Origin of the sequence: Pseudoalteromonas sp. S3178 (assembly GCF_005886985.1) — a bacterium.
Lineage (GTDB): Bacteria > Pseudomonadota > Gammaproteobacteria > Enterobacterales > Alteromonadaceae > Pseudoalteromonas > Pseudoalteromonas carrageenovora.
The window spans coordinates 50,417-65,854 of record NZ_PNCW01000024.1; the positions used below are offsets into that span (position 1 = coordinate 50,417).

A 15,438-nucleotide genomic window follows, 5' to 3' on the forward strand; every position below is an offset into this window, starting at 1 on the left:
CTTGGCGCCTAATACCGGGTTGCAAAGAGCTGATACTGAAGGAATGTGATATCAAATGACTGATCTCGCCAATGAAATTCTGCCAGTCAATATTGAAGACGAGTTAAAAAACTCCTACTTAGATTACGCGATGAGTGTAATTGTAGGACGTGCACTACCAGACGTACGTGATGGTTTAAAACCTGTTCACCGCCGCGTTTTGTTTGCAATGAACGAGCTTAGTAATGATTGGAACAAGCCTTACAAAAAATCGGCCCGTGTGGTCGGTGATGTAATCGGTAAATACCACCCACACGGCGATAGTGCAGTTTATGACACAATAGTCCGTATGGCACAGCCATTCTCTCTACGTTATATGCTTGTAGATGGCCAAGGTAACTTCGGTTCGGTTGATGGTGATTCAGCAGCGGCAATGCGTTATACAGAAGTACGTATGGCAAAAATGTCGCATGAGTTATTGGCCGATCTTGAAAAAGAAACGGTTGATTTCGTACCTAACTACGATGGCACAGAGCAAATTCCTGACGTTTTACCAACGAAGGTTCCTAACTTATTAGTAAATGGTTCATCAGGTATTGCGGTAGGTATGGCGACTAACATCCCACCACATAACTTAACTGAAGTGGTTAATGGCTGTTTAGCACTTATTCAAAATCCTGATTTAACTATTCATGAGTTAATGGATTATATCCCAGGCCCTGATTTCCCAACTGCTGCAATTATCAACGGTAAAAAAGGCATCGAACAAGCCTATTTAACTGGCCGTGGTAAAGTGTACATGCGTGCACGCGCCGACATCGAAACCGATGAAAAAACGGGTCGCGAAACAATCATCGTTCATGAAATTCCTTATCAAGTAAATAAAGCACGCTTAATTGAAAAAATAGCTGAGCTTGTTAAAGATAAGAAAATTGAAGGCATTAGCGCATTACGTGATGAATCTGATAAAGACGGTATGCGTATCGTTATTGAGATAAAACGTGGTGACGTAGGTGAAGTAATATTAAACAACTTATATTCTCAAACTCAGTTACAAACTGTGTTTGGTATGAATATGGTTGCGTTAATTAATAATCAACCTAAGTGTTTTAACTTAAAAGAAATGCTTGAAGAGTTTATTATTCACCGCCGTGAAGTAGTAACTCGTCGTACCGTGTTTGACTTACGTAAAGCCCGCGACCGTGCACACACGCTTGAAGGCTTAGCAATTGCACTTGCTAACATTGACCCAATAATTGAGCTTATTCGTAAATCTCCAACACCTGCTGAAGCTAAAGTTGCTTTAACAGCGCGTCCGTGGGAATTAGGTAATGTACAAGCCATGCTTGAAAAAGCCGGCGAAGACAATGTAGCTCGTCCTGATTGGTTAGCTGCGGAGTTAGGTATTCGTGATGGGCAGTACTATATTTCTGAGCAACAAGCTCAAGCAATATTAGATTTACGCTTACACAAGTTAACAGGTCTTGAACATGAAAAGATCTTAACTGAATATCAAGCGCTTTTAGATTTAATTGCTGAACTATTATACATTTTGGCTACACCTGAGCGTTTAATGGAAGTTATTCGTGATGAGCTAGTTGAAATAAAAGAGCAATATGGTGATGAGCGTCGTACTGAGATTAATGCTGCTGCACACGATATTAGCTTAGAAGATTTAATTACTGAAGAAAACGTAGTTGTTACGCTTTCTCACGAGGGTTATGTTAAGTATCAGGCGTTATCTGATTACGAAGCGCAGCGTCGTGGTGGTAAAGGTAAATCTGCAACGAAGATGAAAGATGAAGATTTCATTGAGCGTTTATTAGTGGCAAACACGCACGATACAATATTGTGTTTCTCAACTGCGGGCCGTTTATACTGGCTTAAAGTTTACCAGTTACCACTTGCAAGTCGTGCTGCGCGCGGCAAGCCAATTGTTAACTTATTGCCACTTGAAGATGATGAGCGTATTACTGCTATCTTACCTGTACGCGAATACGAAGATGATAAATACATCTTTATGGCTACAGCATTTGGTACAGTGAAGAAAACACCACTAACAGCATACAGTCGTCAACGTGCGAGCGGTATTATTGCGGTTAACCTAAATGAAGGCGATAGCCTAATTGGTGTTGATATTACCGATGGTAGCAATGAAATTATGTTGTTTACTGATGCAGGTAAAGTTGTACGCTTTAAAGAAGCTGAAGAATCAGCGGTAGTTGATGAAGACGGTAACCCGGTTCTAGACGAGGAGGGTAACCCAGAAATTCGTTTCAAAGGTGTACGTCCTATGGGTCGTACAGCTACCGGTGTTCGTGGTATTAAAATGGCCGATGATCAACGTGTAGTATCTTTAATTGTGCCAAAAACGGATGGTGCAATTTTAACCGTTACTGAAAACGGTTACGGTAAACGTACTCAACTTGAAGATTACCCATCTAAGAGCCGTGCAACACAAGGTGTTGTATCTATCAAGGTGAGTGAGCGTAACGGTGCTGTAGTAGGTGCTGTACAAGTTGACGATAACGATGAAATAATGATTATTTCTAATCGTGGTACCTTAGTACGTACTCGCGTTAATGAAGTTTCTACGGTTGGACGTAACACGCAAGGTGTTATTTTGATCAGAACTATTGACGAAGAGCAAGTAGTTGGTTTACAACGTATCGAAGAGATTGAAGTTACAGAAAGTGACTTAATTGATATTGAAGACGTTGAAACAGTTGATGCAGTTATAGACGAAGCCGTGGATGACAATCCTCCTTCTGAATAATTGAAATTGAAAAAGCGGCTAAGGCCGCTTTTTTTAATGTTGTTGAAAAAAATTAATAGGGCATAAATTTTATTATTTATGCTCAGTAGTTAAATTACTGGAATGAGGCAAAGGTAATGAGTAAATACAATTTTTGTGCGGGGCCAGCTATGCTTCCGCAAGCGGTTATGCAAAAAGCACAAAAAGAATTCTTAGATTGGCAAGACTTAGGTGTGTCTGTGATGGAAATAAGCCATCGCAGTAAAGACTTTTTAGCTCTCACAGCTAAATGCGAAGCCAGCCTTCGTCGATTAATGAACATTAGTGATGAGTTTGAAGTGCTATTTATGCACGGTGGTGGTCGCGGTCAATTTAGTGCCGTCCCTTTAAACTTGCACCAAGAAGGTAAAGCTGCGGTTTATTGCGAAAATGGTGTGTGGTCTAGAAGTGCAACGGATGAAGCTAATAAGTTTACTAAAGCAACCTCTATTGATGTACGTAATGATGCTAATGGCGAGTTTTCAATAAAACAGGTAGCTGACTGGGTTTTACCTGCTGATGCTTCGTACATTCACTACTGTCCTAATGAAACGGTAGATGGACTAGAAATTTTTGAAGTACCAACACACCCAACAGCGCCAATTGTCGCAGATATGTCATCGACTATTTTATCTCGCGAGATCGACGTTAATAAATTTGATTTAATCTATGCTGGTGCACAAAAAAATATCGGTCCATCGGGTATTTCAATCGTTATTGTTCGTAAAACATTACTCGAGCGTGAAGGCCTAGCAAAGCCAGGGATTTTAGATTACGCCCTTGAAGCAAAACAGGGTAGCATGTTTAACACTCCACCTACTTTTGCATGGTATTTAGCTGCTGAAGTATTTGAATGGCTTGAAAGTAATGGCGGCGTTAAAGCAATGGAAACGCAAAATATTGCAAAAGCGCAGTTACTTTATGACTTTATTGATGAATCGTCTTTTTATACCAATAAAGTAGCTAAGCACTGTCGGTCACGAATGAATGTTCCATTTTGGCTTAATGATGAAAGCTTAAATGAAAAGTTTGTTACGCAATCTAAAGACGCAGGTTTGTTAGCACTTGAGGGTCACAGAATAGTTGGCGGTATGCGTGCAAGTATTTATAACGCAATGCCTCTTGAAGGTGTTCAGGCGCTTGTGGATTTTATGGCTAGCTTTGCAAAGGAGAATAGCTAATGGAGCAACTTCGCTTAGAGCCTATTTCTCGTGTAAATGGCTCAGTAACTTTACCTGGGTCAAAAAGCTTATCAAACCGTATTTTATTATTAGCAGCACTTGCTAATGGAACAACCGTTGTAGAGAACTTACTTGATAGTGATGATATTCGTCATATGTTGGGGGCTTTAAAGCTTTTAGGTGTAAATGTAACACTTAATGAAGAGCGCACCGTAGCGACTGTAAATGGCGTAGGTGGTGTTTTTAAAACGCCTAGTGAGCCTTTGTTTTTAGGCAATGCTGGGACTGCATATCGCCCTTTAACAGCAGTGCTTGCGGCTGTAAGTGGCGAATATGAGTTAATAGGCGAGCCACGCATGGAAGAGCGCCCAATAGGGCACTTAGTTGATGCACTGCAGGCACTAGGCGGTGACATTACTTACACTAAACATAAAGATTATCCACCACTTAAAATAGTGGGGGGGCAAATAAATGGCGGAGAAGTTGAAATTGACGGCAGTATTTCAAGTCAATTTTTAACGGCTTTATTAATGGCAGCTCCTTTATTTAGCGGTGATACACACATAACAATTAAAGGTACTTTAGTCTCTAAGCCTTATATTGATATTACTTTAGGCGTTATGGCCCGTTTTGGAATTAATGTTCAGCACGATAATTATGCAACCTTTAAAGTAAAAGGTGGTCAACAGTACCAATCACTTGAACGAATAATGGTTGAAGGTGATGCATCGTCGGCTTCTTATTTTGTTGCAGCAGCAGCTATTGCTGGCGGCGAGATTGAAATTAAAGGCGTTGGCGCTAAATCGGTTCAAGGTGATATTGGTTTTGCAAAAGTAATGGAACAAGTAGGCGCTAAAGTAGAGTGGTATGATGAGCGTTTAGTGGTTCGAAAGGGCGAATTAAAAGGCGTAGACATTGACGCTAATGCTATCCCTGATGCTGCTATGACACTTGCAACCGTTGCGCTTTTTGCCAAAGGCCCAACCGCTATTCGCAATATATATAACTGGCGCGTAAAAGAGACAGATCGTTTATATGCAATGGCTACCGAGCTTCGTAAAGTAGGTGCGCATGTAGTAGAAGGTGAAGATTTTATAGAGATCACACCACCGGAAACATTTAATGACGTTGCTATTGATACCTATGACGATCACCGTATTGCTATGTGTTTTTCAATGGTTGCCGTAGGCGGAAAGCCTATAACCATTAATGATCCTAAGTGTACTTATAAAACATTCCCTACTTTTTTCAATGTTTTAGCGTCGGTAAGTGAATAGGGCTTTTATAACTATTTATAAAAAGTTACACACTTATAGCAGATATATTTTAATAACTGACGTATAATGTCGCGGTTTATTTAGGTGTGCATTGCAGGAGGTTTTAAATGCAGGCGTTATTAATGCCCGTGATCACCGTTGATGGCCCAAGTGGTTCAGGTAAAGGAACTGTTTGTCGCTTGTTAGCCGACAAGTTAGGGTGGGATGTGTTAGATAGCGGTGCGATTTATCGCGTTTTATCTTTAGCTGCACTTCATCACCAAATCGCATTAGATAATGAAGAAGGGTTAGTCCCGCTTGCTGCAAACTTAGATGTGCAGTTTTTGGTAGATAGCCAAACGAATGCAGGAAAAGTTATTTTAGAAGGCGAAGACGTAACAACCACTATTCGTAATGAAGAAGTGGGTGCAGCTGCATCGAAAGTAGCTGCTTTACCTCGCGTTCGTGAAGCTCTATTACGTCGCCAGCGTGCGTTTCGCACTGAAAATGGCTTAATTGCCGATGGCAGAGATATGGGCACTGTGGTATTTCAAGATGCGCCGTTAAAAATATATTTAACCGCTAGTGCAGAAGAACGTGCTCGTAGACGCTTTGTTGAGTTGAATGAGCGCGGCCATGATGTTACACTAAGTGGTCTATTACAGGACATTCAAGCTCGTGACGAGCGCGATATGAATCGTGCCGTTGCTCCGCTTGTACCTGCAGAAGATGCTATCGAGATGGACACTAGTGAGCTTAATGCTCAGCAAGTGTTTGATAAAGTTATAACTTTAGTTGATATTGCAATCTCTGAAGGTCGGCTTCCTAAACGAAGCTAAACACTTTTTATGCGCCAGCAGGATGCCAGTGCTATTTTAACAACCCCATGCAGCATGGTTGCTTATTGGTATTAATATATGAGACGTATATTCGTATGTCAGAAAATTTTGCGCAGTTATTTGAAGAAAGCTTAAAGGGTTTTGAAGCAGAGCAAGGCTCTATTGTTAAAGGTACAGTAATCTCTATCGAGAATAACATTGTACTTGTAGATGCTGGTCTTAAATCAGAAAGTGCTATCCCTGCAGAGCAGTTCAAAAATGCTGCTGGTGAACTTGAAGTTGCTGTAGGCGACGAAGTAGATGTTGCACTAGATGCAATTGAAGACGGTTTCGGTGAAACTATCCTTTCTCGTGAGAAAGCGAAGCGTCACGAAGCGTGGATCCGTCTTGAGAAAGCATGTGAAGAGCAAGAGACTGTTACTGGTGTTATCAACGGTAAAGTTAAAGGCGGTTTCACAGTTGAAGTTGATTCAATCCGTGCTTTCCTACCTGGTTCACTTGTTGATGTTCGTCCAGTACGTGACACAACTCACCTTGAAGGCAAAGAGCTTGAATTTAAAGTAATCAAGCTTGACCAAAAACGTAACAACGTTGTTGTTTCACGTCGTGCAGTTATCGAGTCTGAAAACTCACAAGAACGTGAAGAGCTTCTTGCTAACCTTGTTGAAGGTCAAGAAGTTAAAGGTATCGTTAAGAACCTTACTGACTACGGTGCATTCGTTGACCTTGGTGGTGTTGATGGTCTACTACACATTACAGATATGGCTTGGAAGCGTGTTAAGCACCCTTCAGAGATCGTTAATGTTGGTGACGAAATCGCAGTTAAAGTTCTTAAATTCGACAAAGATAAAACTCGTGTATCTCTAGGCCTTAAACAGCTTGGCGAAGATCCATGGGCAGCTATCGCTGGTCGTTACCCAGAAGGTTCTAAGCTTTCTGGTCGTGTAACTAACCTTACTGATTACGGTTGCTTCGTAGAAATTGAAGAAGGCGTTGAAGGTCTAGTACACGTTTCTGAAATGGATTGGACTAACAAGAACATCCATCCTTCTAAAGTTGTAAGCCTTGGCGACAACGTTGAAGTTATGGTTCTTGAAATCGACGAAGAACGTCGTCGTATTTCTCTTGGTCTTAAGCAATGTATTGCTAATCCTTGGCAGGAATTTGCTCGTCTTCAAAACAAAGGCGATCAAGTTACTGGTAAGATCAAATCAATCACTGACTTCGGTATCTTTATCGGTCTTGACGGTGGTATTGATGGTCTTGTACACCTTTCAGACATTTCTTGGAATACACCTGGCGAAGAAGCTGTACGTGAATTCAAGAAAGGCGACGAAATCACTGCTATCGTATTGCAAGTTGACCCAGAGCGTGAACGTATCTCTCTAGGTGTTAAGCAAATCGAAGCTGACCCATTCAATAACTACCTTGATGCAAACAAAAAAGGTGCTATTGTTAAAGGTAAAGTGACTGAAGTTGATGCGAAAGGCGCAACTGTTGAACTTATCGAAGGCGTTGAAGGTTACATCCGTGTAGCTGATATCGCTCAAGAGCGCGTTGAAGATGCAACTACTGTTGTTTCTGTAGGCGACGAGATTGAAGTTAAATACGTTGGTGTTGATCGTAAGAACCGCACTTTAAGCTTATCAGTTAAAGCTCTTTTCGAAGCAGAAGAGAAAGAAGTACTTGAGAAGCTTAAGAAAGAAGAGCCAGTGTTTGAAAACGCAATGGCAGCTGCTTTCGCAAATGCACAAAAAGACTAATATATAATTAGTTTTTAGTTGGAAGGGCATTATTGCCCTTCCTATATCTCTTTTTAAGGAAACGCTATGACTAAGTCAGAATTGATAGAAACACTTGCGGAACAACACGCACACGTTCCAGTGAAAGATGTTGAAAATGCAGTAAAAGAAATTCTTGAACAAATGGCCGGCTCATTATCTACTTCGGATCGTATTGAGATCAGAGGTTTTGGTAGTTTCTCTTTGCATTTCCGCGCTCCTCGCACAGGTCGTAACCCTAAGACTGGCGATACAGTTGAGCTTGAAGGAAAGCATGTACCTCATTTTAAACCTGGCAAAGAATTGCGCGACCGCGTAAACGAGAGTATTGCCTAGTTAACTCATTGGAGTAGTTACTTGTTTAAGGTATTAAAAATTATTCTGGTTGCGTTTTTTCTTATTTGCGCATTTGTATTGGGATCTCAAAACCCACAATTAGTACAAATTAATTATATTATTGCCAGTAATACATTACCTTTAGCTGTAATAATAAGTATCTGCTTTTTAATAGGTGTTGTAATTGGCTGCTTTATAAGCTTTAAAATATTTTCTAAGTTAAAGTGGCAAAATTACCGTTTAAAAAAACAATTAGCGCCTGAAAAAGATAAAAACAAGCTTCCCGCTAATAAAGACGCCTAATTATGATTGAGCTTTTGTTTTTACTACTGCCTGTAGCTGCTGGTTACGGCTGGATAATGGGTAAAAATAGTGCTAAAAACCAAGCTCATCAACTTAACAGACAGATCACATCTGAATATAGTAAAGGCTTAAAGTTTTTACTTGATAGAGAAGAAGATCAGGGTTTAGAGCATTTAATCAACTTGCTCGAAGTAGCCGCTGATTCTGTTGAACATTATTCTACATTAGCTACTATGTTTCGCCGTCGAGGTGAACTAGACCGCGCTATTAAAATTCATGAACTTCTTTTAAAGCATCCTAGCTTAAGCGAAAAAGAATCTGCAACTACGCGTTTAGAACTTGCCGAAGATTATATTATGGCAGGTTTACTTGATAGTGCAGAAGAGCATTTGGTTTGGCTTGTTAAAGCAGGTGAGCCTGAAGCGCTTGACCCTATTATTACTCTTTATTCGCAAACCCGAGAGTGGGAAAAAGGCATCAATATGTTTGAAGCCCATAGCGAGCTATTTTCTAAAGAGCAGCATTTTAAAGCCATTGCTAACTTTTATTGTGAATTAGCATTGAGTAATAATAATCCACAATTAATGCGTAAAGCGATAAGCTTAAATTACAAAGCAATTAGGCCCCTTTACGAACTAGGTTTAACTGCTTATACAAGCGAGGATTACGTTAAAGCTATTTATTACTGGCGTGAACTTGTTTGTCAGTTTACGTTGTTTGCCCCGTTATTTATTGATGAGCTAGCGCATAGCTATAAACAATTAAATTTAACTCATCAGTTTCATGATTTATTAAATGACCTTTTAGATAAAGGTGGCGTGCTAATAAAAATAAAACATTGCCAAGCTTTATTAGAGCAGGGGCATACCAAGCAAGCATTTGATTTTTTAACTGACAGTTTAAAGCGCCAACCGACTATTCGCGGTTTTAGTTTTTTATTGCAGCTTATGGGTAATCAAAATAAAAATACAAAAGAAGTACTCAATGAAATTGATAAGCTTGTTACTTCGTATATAGCCACAAAACCTGATTTCCAATGTCAGCACTGTGGATTTACCAGTCACACAATTTACTGGAATTGCCCATCTTGCAAACATTGGGAAACCATTGTGCCAAGTAGAGGCTTAGACGGATTTTAATAACCCCTAACTATTTATAACTTTACTGCCATTCATTAGGATAGCTATGTCTTTCGAACATTCAAAAAAAATTCTTATTGCCCTAGATTATGATTCTCAAGAAGCCGCCCTTAGTTTTGTAAAGCAACTTTCACCTGATACTTGCCGACTAAAAGTGGGCAAAGAGATGTTTACTTACTTTGGGCCTGCATTTGTTAAAGAGTTAATTGATTTAGGCTTTGATGTATTTTTAGATTTAAAATTTCATGATATCCCTAATACGGTAGCTAAAGCAGTTACTGCAGCAGCAAATATGGGCGTGTGGATGGTGAACGTACATGCATCTGGCGGTTTTGAAATGATGAGTAAAGCTAAACAAGCACTCGAAAAATTTGGCGATAAAGCACCACTTTTAATTGCTGTAACTGTATTAACAAGTATGGATGAAGTTGAGCTAAAACGCTTAGGCGTAGAAAAGTCAGCACAGCAACAAGTTATGCATCTAGCTAAGTTAGCAAAAGAGGCAGGACTTGATGGTGTTGTTTGTTCTGCTCAAGAAGCTAAAATTTTAAAAGCTGAACTAGGTAATAATTTTAAATTAGTTACTCCTGGTATAAGGCCTGAGGGAAGTGATGCTGGCGATCAAAAACGTATTATGACGCCTAAACAAGCAGTAGATGCCGGAAGTGATTATTTAGTTATTGGTAGGCCGATTACTAAAGCTGACAATCCAGTAAAAGTATTGGAAGATGTTAACAGCTCAATAAGCTAGCTTAACAAAAACCAGTTATTTAGTGCTAAACCCTTACCTTATATATATTTTGTGTTACATTAATAAAATCAAAATGTTGTAGGGGTTTATTTTGAAGTTATTTTTAGGTTCTATATTAATTATAGTTGCTGGTTTTTCGGTTAATAAGTATGTACTTTCAAGTAAAGCATATGATGGTGTCAGTACAGTTACAGATATAATTTCTGTGTATCCTGTTAATATGTTTGATTTTAAAAAAACAATGGAAGACTACGCACACCACTTATGTTACAAAAATGAGGCGACTCTAAATACACAACATATTACGGTAAATGAGTGCTTATCGCAGCATGAAAACAAAAAGTTAGAGTGTGAAAAGAAAGTATTTCGTTTAGCGCCACTTAATTTAGAAAGTGAAGTTGAAGTGTTAGATTATTCAAGGCAATACACACAATGTACATTGCCTTATAAATATATTTTAGGTTAGAACTCAGCGGACATATTTTATATTAAGATTTTAAGCGAATGGATTTCGCTTCAATCTCTATTAGCTCTTGTTTAAATAATCCACCAATTGCTTTTTTATAGTTAGCTTTACTCGTTGAGAAAACCTTTTTTATAAGCTCAGGATCTGACTTATCACCAATGGCAAGTATTCCACCTTCTTGTTTGAGCTTCTCTAAAATCTTTTCACTAAGATCACTTACTTTACCCATGCCAGGCTTTTCAAGTACAACGTCAATTTTACCATCTTCACGTACCTTTTGAACAAACCCTTTAAGTTTTTGCCCAACAAATAAATTTTTGAATACCATGTTATAAAACACAACACCAAAGTGAGATTCTTCAATTAACACTTTGTAACCAATGTCTGTTTTACCAGCAACAATCAAATCAACTTCTTGAAGGTGTGAATATTCAGGCTCATCTTTTGATAAAAAGCGGTTAAAGTTATTCGATGCACATATACGTTGGCTTGCATTATCAAGATACAAACGAACTAAGTATGAATGGCCTTCTTGCATTCGTGGCTTTTGTTCGTTAAATGGAACTAGTACGTCTTTATCAAGCCCCCAATCTATAAATGCACCAATACTATTTATTTCTTTAACGCGAAGCAGGGCATACTCACCAACTTGAGCATGTGGTTTTTTAACGGTGGCAGTAGGTAAGTTAGCATTATCTAAATATATAAATACACTAATGCTATCACCGGCTTCAAGCTCATGTTTAATTTCTTGTTTTGGTAAAAACACTTCACCTAAGTCATGGCCGTCAAGGTAAGCACCTTCGTTACTTACTTCTTTTACAAATAGGGTTTGTGTTGTTCCTAGGTAACTCATAATTATTCCTGCTCAGGCTTTTTTTTGCGGCGCATTGGTGAATCGCCATCGATATTCATAGGGGCTTTAATTGGTGCCACTGGTTTTTTAGGTTTTGCTTTGCGTTTAACGTGTGGTTTTTTAACCTGCGTTACTTTTTTAGTTTTTACAGTCGCAGCAGGTTTTTTCTCTTTAATACCTTTAAATTTTGCTTTTAAACCTTCAACACTTGCAAATACAAGCTCATCGTTCAAAAACGATTTTATTGCTAAATAGCTAGCCCAGTCTTTAGGGCCCACAAGTGATAACGCGTTACCTTTAAAACCAGCGCGGCCTGTGCGGCCTATACGGTGTACATATTCTTCAGCATGTTTTGGTAAATCAAAGTTAATTACGTGCGTTACACTTAATAAATCTAAGCCGCGTGAAGCAACATCAGTGGTAATTAGTATTTTAAAGTTTTCACGGCTGAACGAGTCCATGATCTCAAGGCGCTTACTTTGTGTTAAATCGCCAGCGAGCGCGACTGATTTAAACCCTTTTTCATTTAAAGCTTCACTTAAACGACTGGTATCGGCACGGGTTGCTGTAAAAATAATACATTGGCCAACATCGTCTTGCTTTAAAAAGTGTTCAAGTAACGCTTCTTTGTGATCAAGGTGATCGGCTAGATAAAGCGTTTGTTTAATATCACTGTGCTGCTCGTTTGCTGCGCTAAGCGTAATCTGTTTTGGTTTTTTTAATAAGTTACGCGAAAGAGCATCTACTTGCGCATGATCAAGTGTTGCCGAAAACAATAATGTTTGACGCAAACGGTGGTTTGCTTGCTCATTAATCATTTTAAGCTGTTCAGTAAAGCCTAAATCTAATATACGGTCGGCTTCATCAAAAATTAATAGCTCTAAACCACTTAATTGTAATGAGCGTTTTGTGATGTGATCGGCCAAACGCCCAGGTGTTGCAACAACAAAGTGCGGGTCGTTACGAAGCGCTTTAATTTGATCGTTAAAGTTCTCACCGCCTAATATTTTTACAGCTTTGATATTTGTGCCGGCAATTAATAAGCGCAATTGAGTAAATACTTGCGTTGCAAGCTCACGGGTAGGTGCAACGATAAGTACACGAGGGTCGCGTTTACTGAGCGCTTTTTGTTTTATCACTCGCTGAACAGCAGGTAACAAAAACGCTAATGTTTTGCCCGACCCAGTTTTAGACTGAGCAAAAATGTCATGCCCTGCAAGTGCGGTAGGCACTGCATGTGCTTGAATATCTGTGGGCTGGGTGATCCCTTGATGTGCTAATTGTGTTTCAAGGCGAGTATCAATCCCAAGATCAGTAAAGTGCAAAGTCGTGTTCTCCAATGTGCAACTTAAATTAATGGCCGCATTATAGCTTACACAGGGGTTATGCCGACAGTAAAAACCAATCTATAGCGCTATTTTTTGCAATTAATTATAAAAAGCGTAAAATACGCGCCCCATATGCGCCGGATTTACGATTCGGTAAACGCCACTTAAGGCTATCAAAGCAAAATAGGAAACAAAAATGACTGCTGTTCATAAAGATAATGTAACAAACGAGCACTTTGTAGTATGTGCAATGTATAAGTTTGTAGGCTTACCCAATTTTGAAGCGCTGCGTAAACCGCTTTTAGAAGTAATGGAAACAAACGAAGTACGTGGTACTTTATTACTTGCAGCTGAAGGTATTAACGGTACTGTATCGGCAAAACGCGAAGGTATAGATAACTTACTCGCGTGGTTAGACACCCAAGATAACCTTAAAAATATAGTTACTAAAGAGTCATACGATGACGAATGCCCGTTTTACCGTACAAAAGTAAAGCTTAAAAACGAAATTGTTACCATGGGTGTTGAAGGTGTTGACCCACTTAAAGTGGTAGGTAGCTATGTTAAGCCTAATGAATGGAACGCACTTATATCTGACCCTGAAGTTATTCTTATTGATACACGTAACGATTACGAAATAGAAATCGGAACTTTTCAAAATGCAGTCGACCCTAACACTAAAACTTTCCGTGAGTTCCCGCAGTGGGCTAAAGAAAATTTAGACCCCGAAAAACACAAAAAAGTGGCTATGTTTTGTACCGGTGGTATTCGCTGCGAAAAATCAACTGCCTACATGAAAGAGCAAGGTTTTGACGAGGTTTATCACTTAGAAGGTGGTATTTTAAAATACCTAGAAGAAGTACCAAAAGAAGAAACCATGTGGGAAGGCGAGTGTTTTGTATTTGATAACCGTGTAGCGGTAAATCATGATTTACAAAAAGGCTCATACGATCAATGCCATGCGTGTCGCATGCCAATCACTGAAGAAGAAAAGCAAAAACCAGAGTATATGGAAGGTGTATCGTGTCATCATTGTATTGATGATGTGACTGATGAGCAACGCGCTCGTTTTGCTGAACGTCAAAAGCAAATTGAGCTTGCTCAATCGCGTGGCGAAGGCCACATTGGCAATGAAGCCCAAGCTGTTTTACAGCAACGTAAAGAAGCTAAAAAAGCGCAAAAGGATGCTCAGCGCGGTAAATAATATTTATATAATACGATTTATTAGCCCAGCTTTTGCTGGGCTTTTTTGTTTTAGCTACCAAATAAGTACACTGGTTTAGATTATGCTTAAATTGGTATTACAAACGCTATTTCATCTCATTGTTCTGCCAATTTATCGTTCTAACCTACTTATTGATCAAACAGCTGTTAAACTTCGTACGGTAGTGTAAATAATAATTAATTAGGGTGTTACTTTGAAATCGCGAATTTTATTAATCAGCATGTTAAGTGCTTTAATATTTGTAACTTTACCAGCAATAAGTGCAAATGTAGTGGTACAAAAATTAACATTTGAGCGTGCTAAGCAACAAGTTCAGGCTGTTGGTAATACTGAGGCTATTCATTCCGTTATGTTATACCCAGCGGTGGGTGATAGGGTGACCGCTGTATACTTTAAACCCGGCGATAAAGTTAAAAAAGGCCAGACCTTACTCGAACTCGATTCACGTAGACAAAAAGCCGCACTTGATGAAGCTAAAATTAAACTTGCTGATACGCAACGAATACTAGAGCGATTACAGCAAAGCCAAGCCAAAGGAGCTGTGCCGAAAAGTGATGTAGATGATGCTAAAACGGTTGTTGAACTTGCAAAAGTTACTTTAACTCAAGCACAAACAGAGCTTGAGGATAGAAAAGTTATTGCACCTTTAAACGGTATTATGGGCCTTACTGATGTAGAAGTTGGCGATAGAATCTCTGAGCTAACAGCTATAGCGAGTATTGATGATACCAGTGATTTGTACATTAATTTTAATGCGCCAGAGTCAGCTATATCTATGCTTCGTAATAAGAGCAATATAACGGTATTTCCGTGGCAGTCAGAAAAGCCAATTAAGGCTGAAATTGCCTACTTAGATTCAAGAATCGACCCTCAAACACGTACCCTGCGTGTAAAAGCAAAGCTAAACAACGCCAACCAGCAGTTTTTACCGGGTATGAGTTTTAGAGTTCATATTGAAGTGTTAGGTGATAATTATGCCGCAATACCAGAAGCTGCATTACTGTGGGGAGCAACGGGGCCGTATGTGTGGACAAGTGTTGATAACAAAGCCACACGCGTTGATGTAAAAATAGAGCAGCGTCTTTCAGGGCGTTTATTAGTATCTGGGCCTTTAAATAAAGATGATATTTTAGTTATTGAAGGCGTACAGCGCTTGCGTGCTCAGCAAGCGCTAAGCTTCAATACAGCAGATACGCAGGAGTAG

At 39.4% G+C, this 15,438-nt stretch carries 14 protein-coding genes; 12 read left to right on the forward strand and 2 right to left on the reverse strand.

Going from position 1 to position 15,438, the window contains the following annotated elements:
- Positions 1–55 precede the first annotated feature (55 nt).
- The 10 genes from gyrA to CWC11_RS06575 all read left to right on the forward strand — a co-directional run bounded on the left by gyrA (position 56) and on the right by CWC11_RS06575 (position 10,825).
- Positions 56–2,755 (forward strand): DNA topoisomerase (ATP-hydrolyzing) subunit A, encoded by a 2,700-nt coding sequence (gene gyrA, locus CWC11_RS06530; RefSeq protein ID WP_138682051.1) that lies wholly within the window; start codon positions 56–58, stop codon positions 2,753–2,755.
- A 116-nt stretch (positions 2,756–2,871) separates the two neighbouring features.
- Complete coding sequence (serC, locus tag CWC11_RS06535) at positions 2,872–3,954, forward strand: 3-phosphoserine/phosphohydroxythreonine transaminase (RefSeq protein ID WP_138682052.1); 1,083 nt, start codon at positions 2,872–2,874, stop codon at positions 3,952–3,954.
- Positions 3,954–5,231: a 3-phosphoshikimate 1-carboxyvinyltransferase gene (aroA, locus tag CWC11_RS06540; protein ID WP_138682053.1), complete on the forward strand. Its 1,278-nt coding sequence runs from the start codon at positions 3,954–3,956 to the stop codon at positions 5,229–5,231. The genes serC and aroA overlap by 1 nt, the downstream gene beginning before the upstream one ends.
- A 107-nt stretch (positions 5,232–5,338) precedes the next feature.
- Positions 5,339–6,049, forward strand: a complete 711-nt coding sequence (gene cmk, locus CWC11_RS06545) for a (d)CMP kinase (protein ID WP_138682054.1) — start codon at positions 5,339–5,341, stop codon at positions 6,047–6,049.
- A 95-nt stretch (positions 6,050–6,144) separates the two neighbouring features.
- Complete coding sequence (rpsA, locus tag CWC11_RS06550) at positions 6,145–7,812, forward strand: 30S ribosomal protein S1 (RefSeq protein ID WP_058549119.1); 1,668 nt, start codon at positions 6,145–6,147, stop codon at positions 7,810–7,812.
- A 66-nt stretch (positions 7,813–7,878) separates the two neighbouring features.
- Entirely contained in the window at positions 7,879–8,166 is a 288-nt protein-coding gene (ihfB, locus tag CWC11_RS06555; RefSeq protein ID WP_007583054.1) for an integration host factor subunit beta, read from the forward strand.
- Between the two features lie 21 nt (positions 8,167–8,187).
- Positions 8,188–8,469, forward strand: a complete 282-nt coding sequence (locus CWC11_RS06560; RefSeq protein WP_138682055.1) for a lipopolysaccharide assembly protein LapA domain-containing protein — start codon at positions 8,188–8,190, stop codon at positions 8,467–8,469.
- Positions 8,470–8,471: 2 nt separating this feature from the next.
- Positions 8,472–9,608: a lipopolysaccharide assembly protein LapB gene (gene lapB, locus CWC11_RS06565; protein ID WP_058549121.1), complete on the forward strand. Its 1,137-nt coding sequence runs from the start codon at positions 8,472–8,474 to the stop codon at positions 9,606–9,608.
- A gap of 46 nt (positions 9,609–9,654) precedes the next feature.
- Complete coding sequence (gene pyrF / locus CWC11_RS06570) at positions 9,655–10,359, forward strand: orotidine-5'-phosphate decarboxylase (protein ID WP_138682056.1); 705 nt, start codon at positions 9,655–9,657, stop codon at positions 10,357–10,359.
- Positions 10,360–10,450: 91 nt separating this feature from the next.
- Complete coding sequence (locus CWC11_RS06575; RefSeq protein WP_138682057.1) at positions 10,451–10,825, forward strand: hypothetical protein; 375 nt, start codon at positions 10,451–10,453, stop codon at positions 10,823–10,825.
- A gap of 22 nt (positions 10,826–10,847) precedes the next feature.
- Here CWC11_RS06575 and CWC11_RS06580 read toward each other — a convergent pair whose 3' ends face one another.
- Positions 10,848–11,681: a CvfB family protein gene (locus CWC11_RS06580; RefSeq protein WP_058549124.1), complete on the reverse strand. Its 834-nt coding sequence runs from the start codon at positions 11,679–11,681 to the stop codon at positions 10,848–10,850.
- Between the two features lie 2 nt (positions 11,682–11,683).
- On the reverse strand, positions 11,684–13,006 hold the full coding sequence (locus tag CWC11_RS06585) for a DEAD/DEAH box helicase (RefSeq protein WP_138682058.1): 1,323 nt from the start codon (positions 13,004–13,006) through the stop codon (positions 11,684–11,686).
- A 199-nt stretch (positions 13,007–13,205) separates the two neighbouring features.
- Between CWC11_RS06585 and trhO the strand changes: the two genes are divergently transcribed.
- Together trhO and CWC11_RS06595 are read left to right on the forward strand one after the other, a co-directional pair.
- Complete coding sequence (trhO, locus tag CWC11_RS06590) at positions 13,206–14,213, forward strand: oxygen-dependent tRNA uridine(34) hydroxylase TrhO (protein ID WP_138682059.1); 1,008 nt, start codon at positions 13,206–13,208, stop codon at positions 14,211–14,213.
- Positions 14,214–14,427: 214 nt separating this feature from the next.
- A complete protein-coding gene (locus CWC11_RS06595; RefSeq protein ID WP_171038402.1) occupies positions 14,428–15,438 on the forward strand; it encodes an efflux RND transporter periplasmic adaptor subunit in 1,011 nt (336 codons plus the stop codon).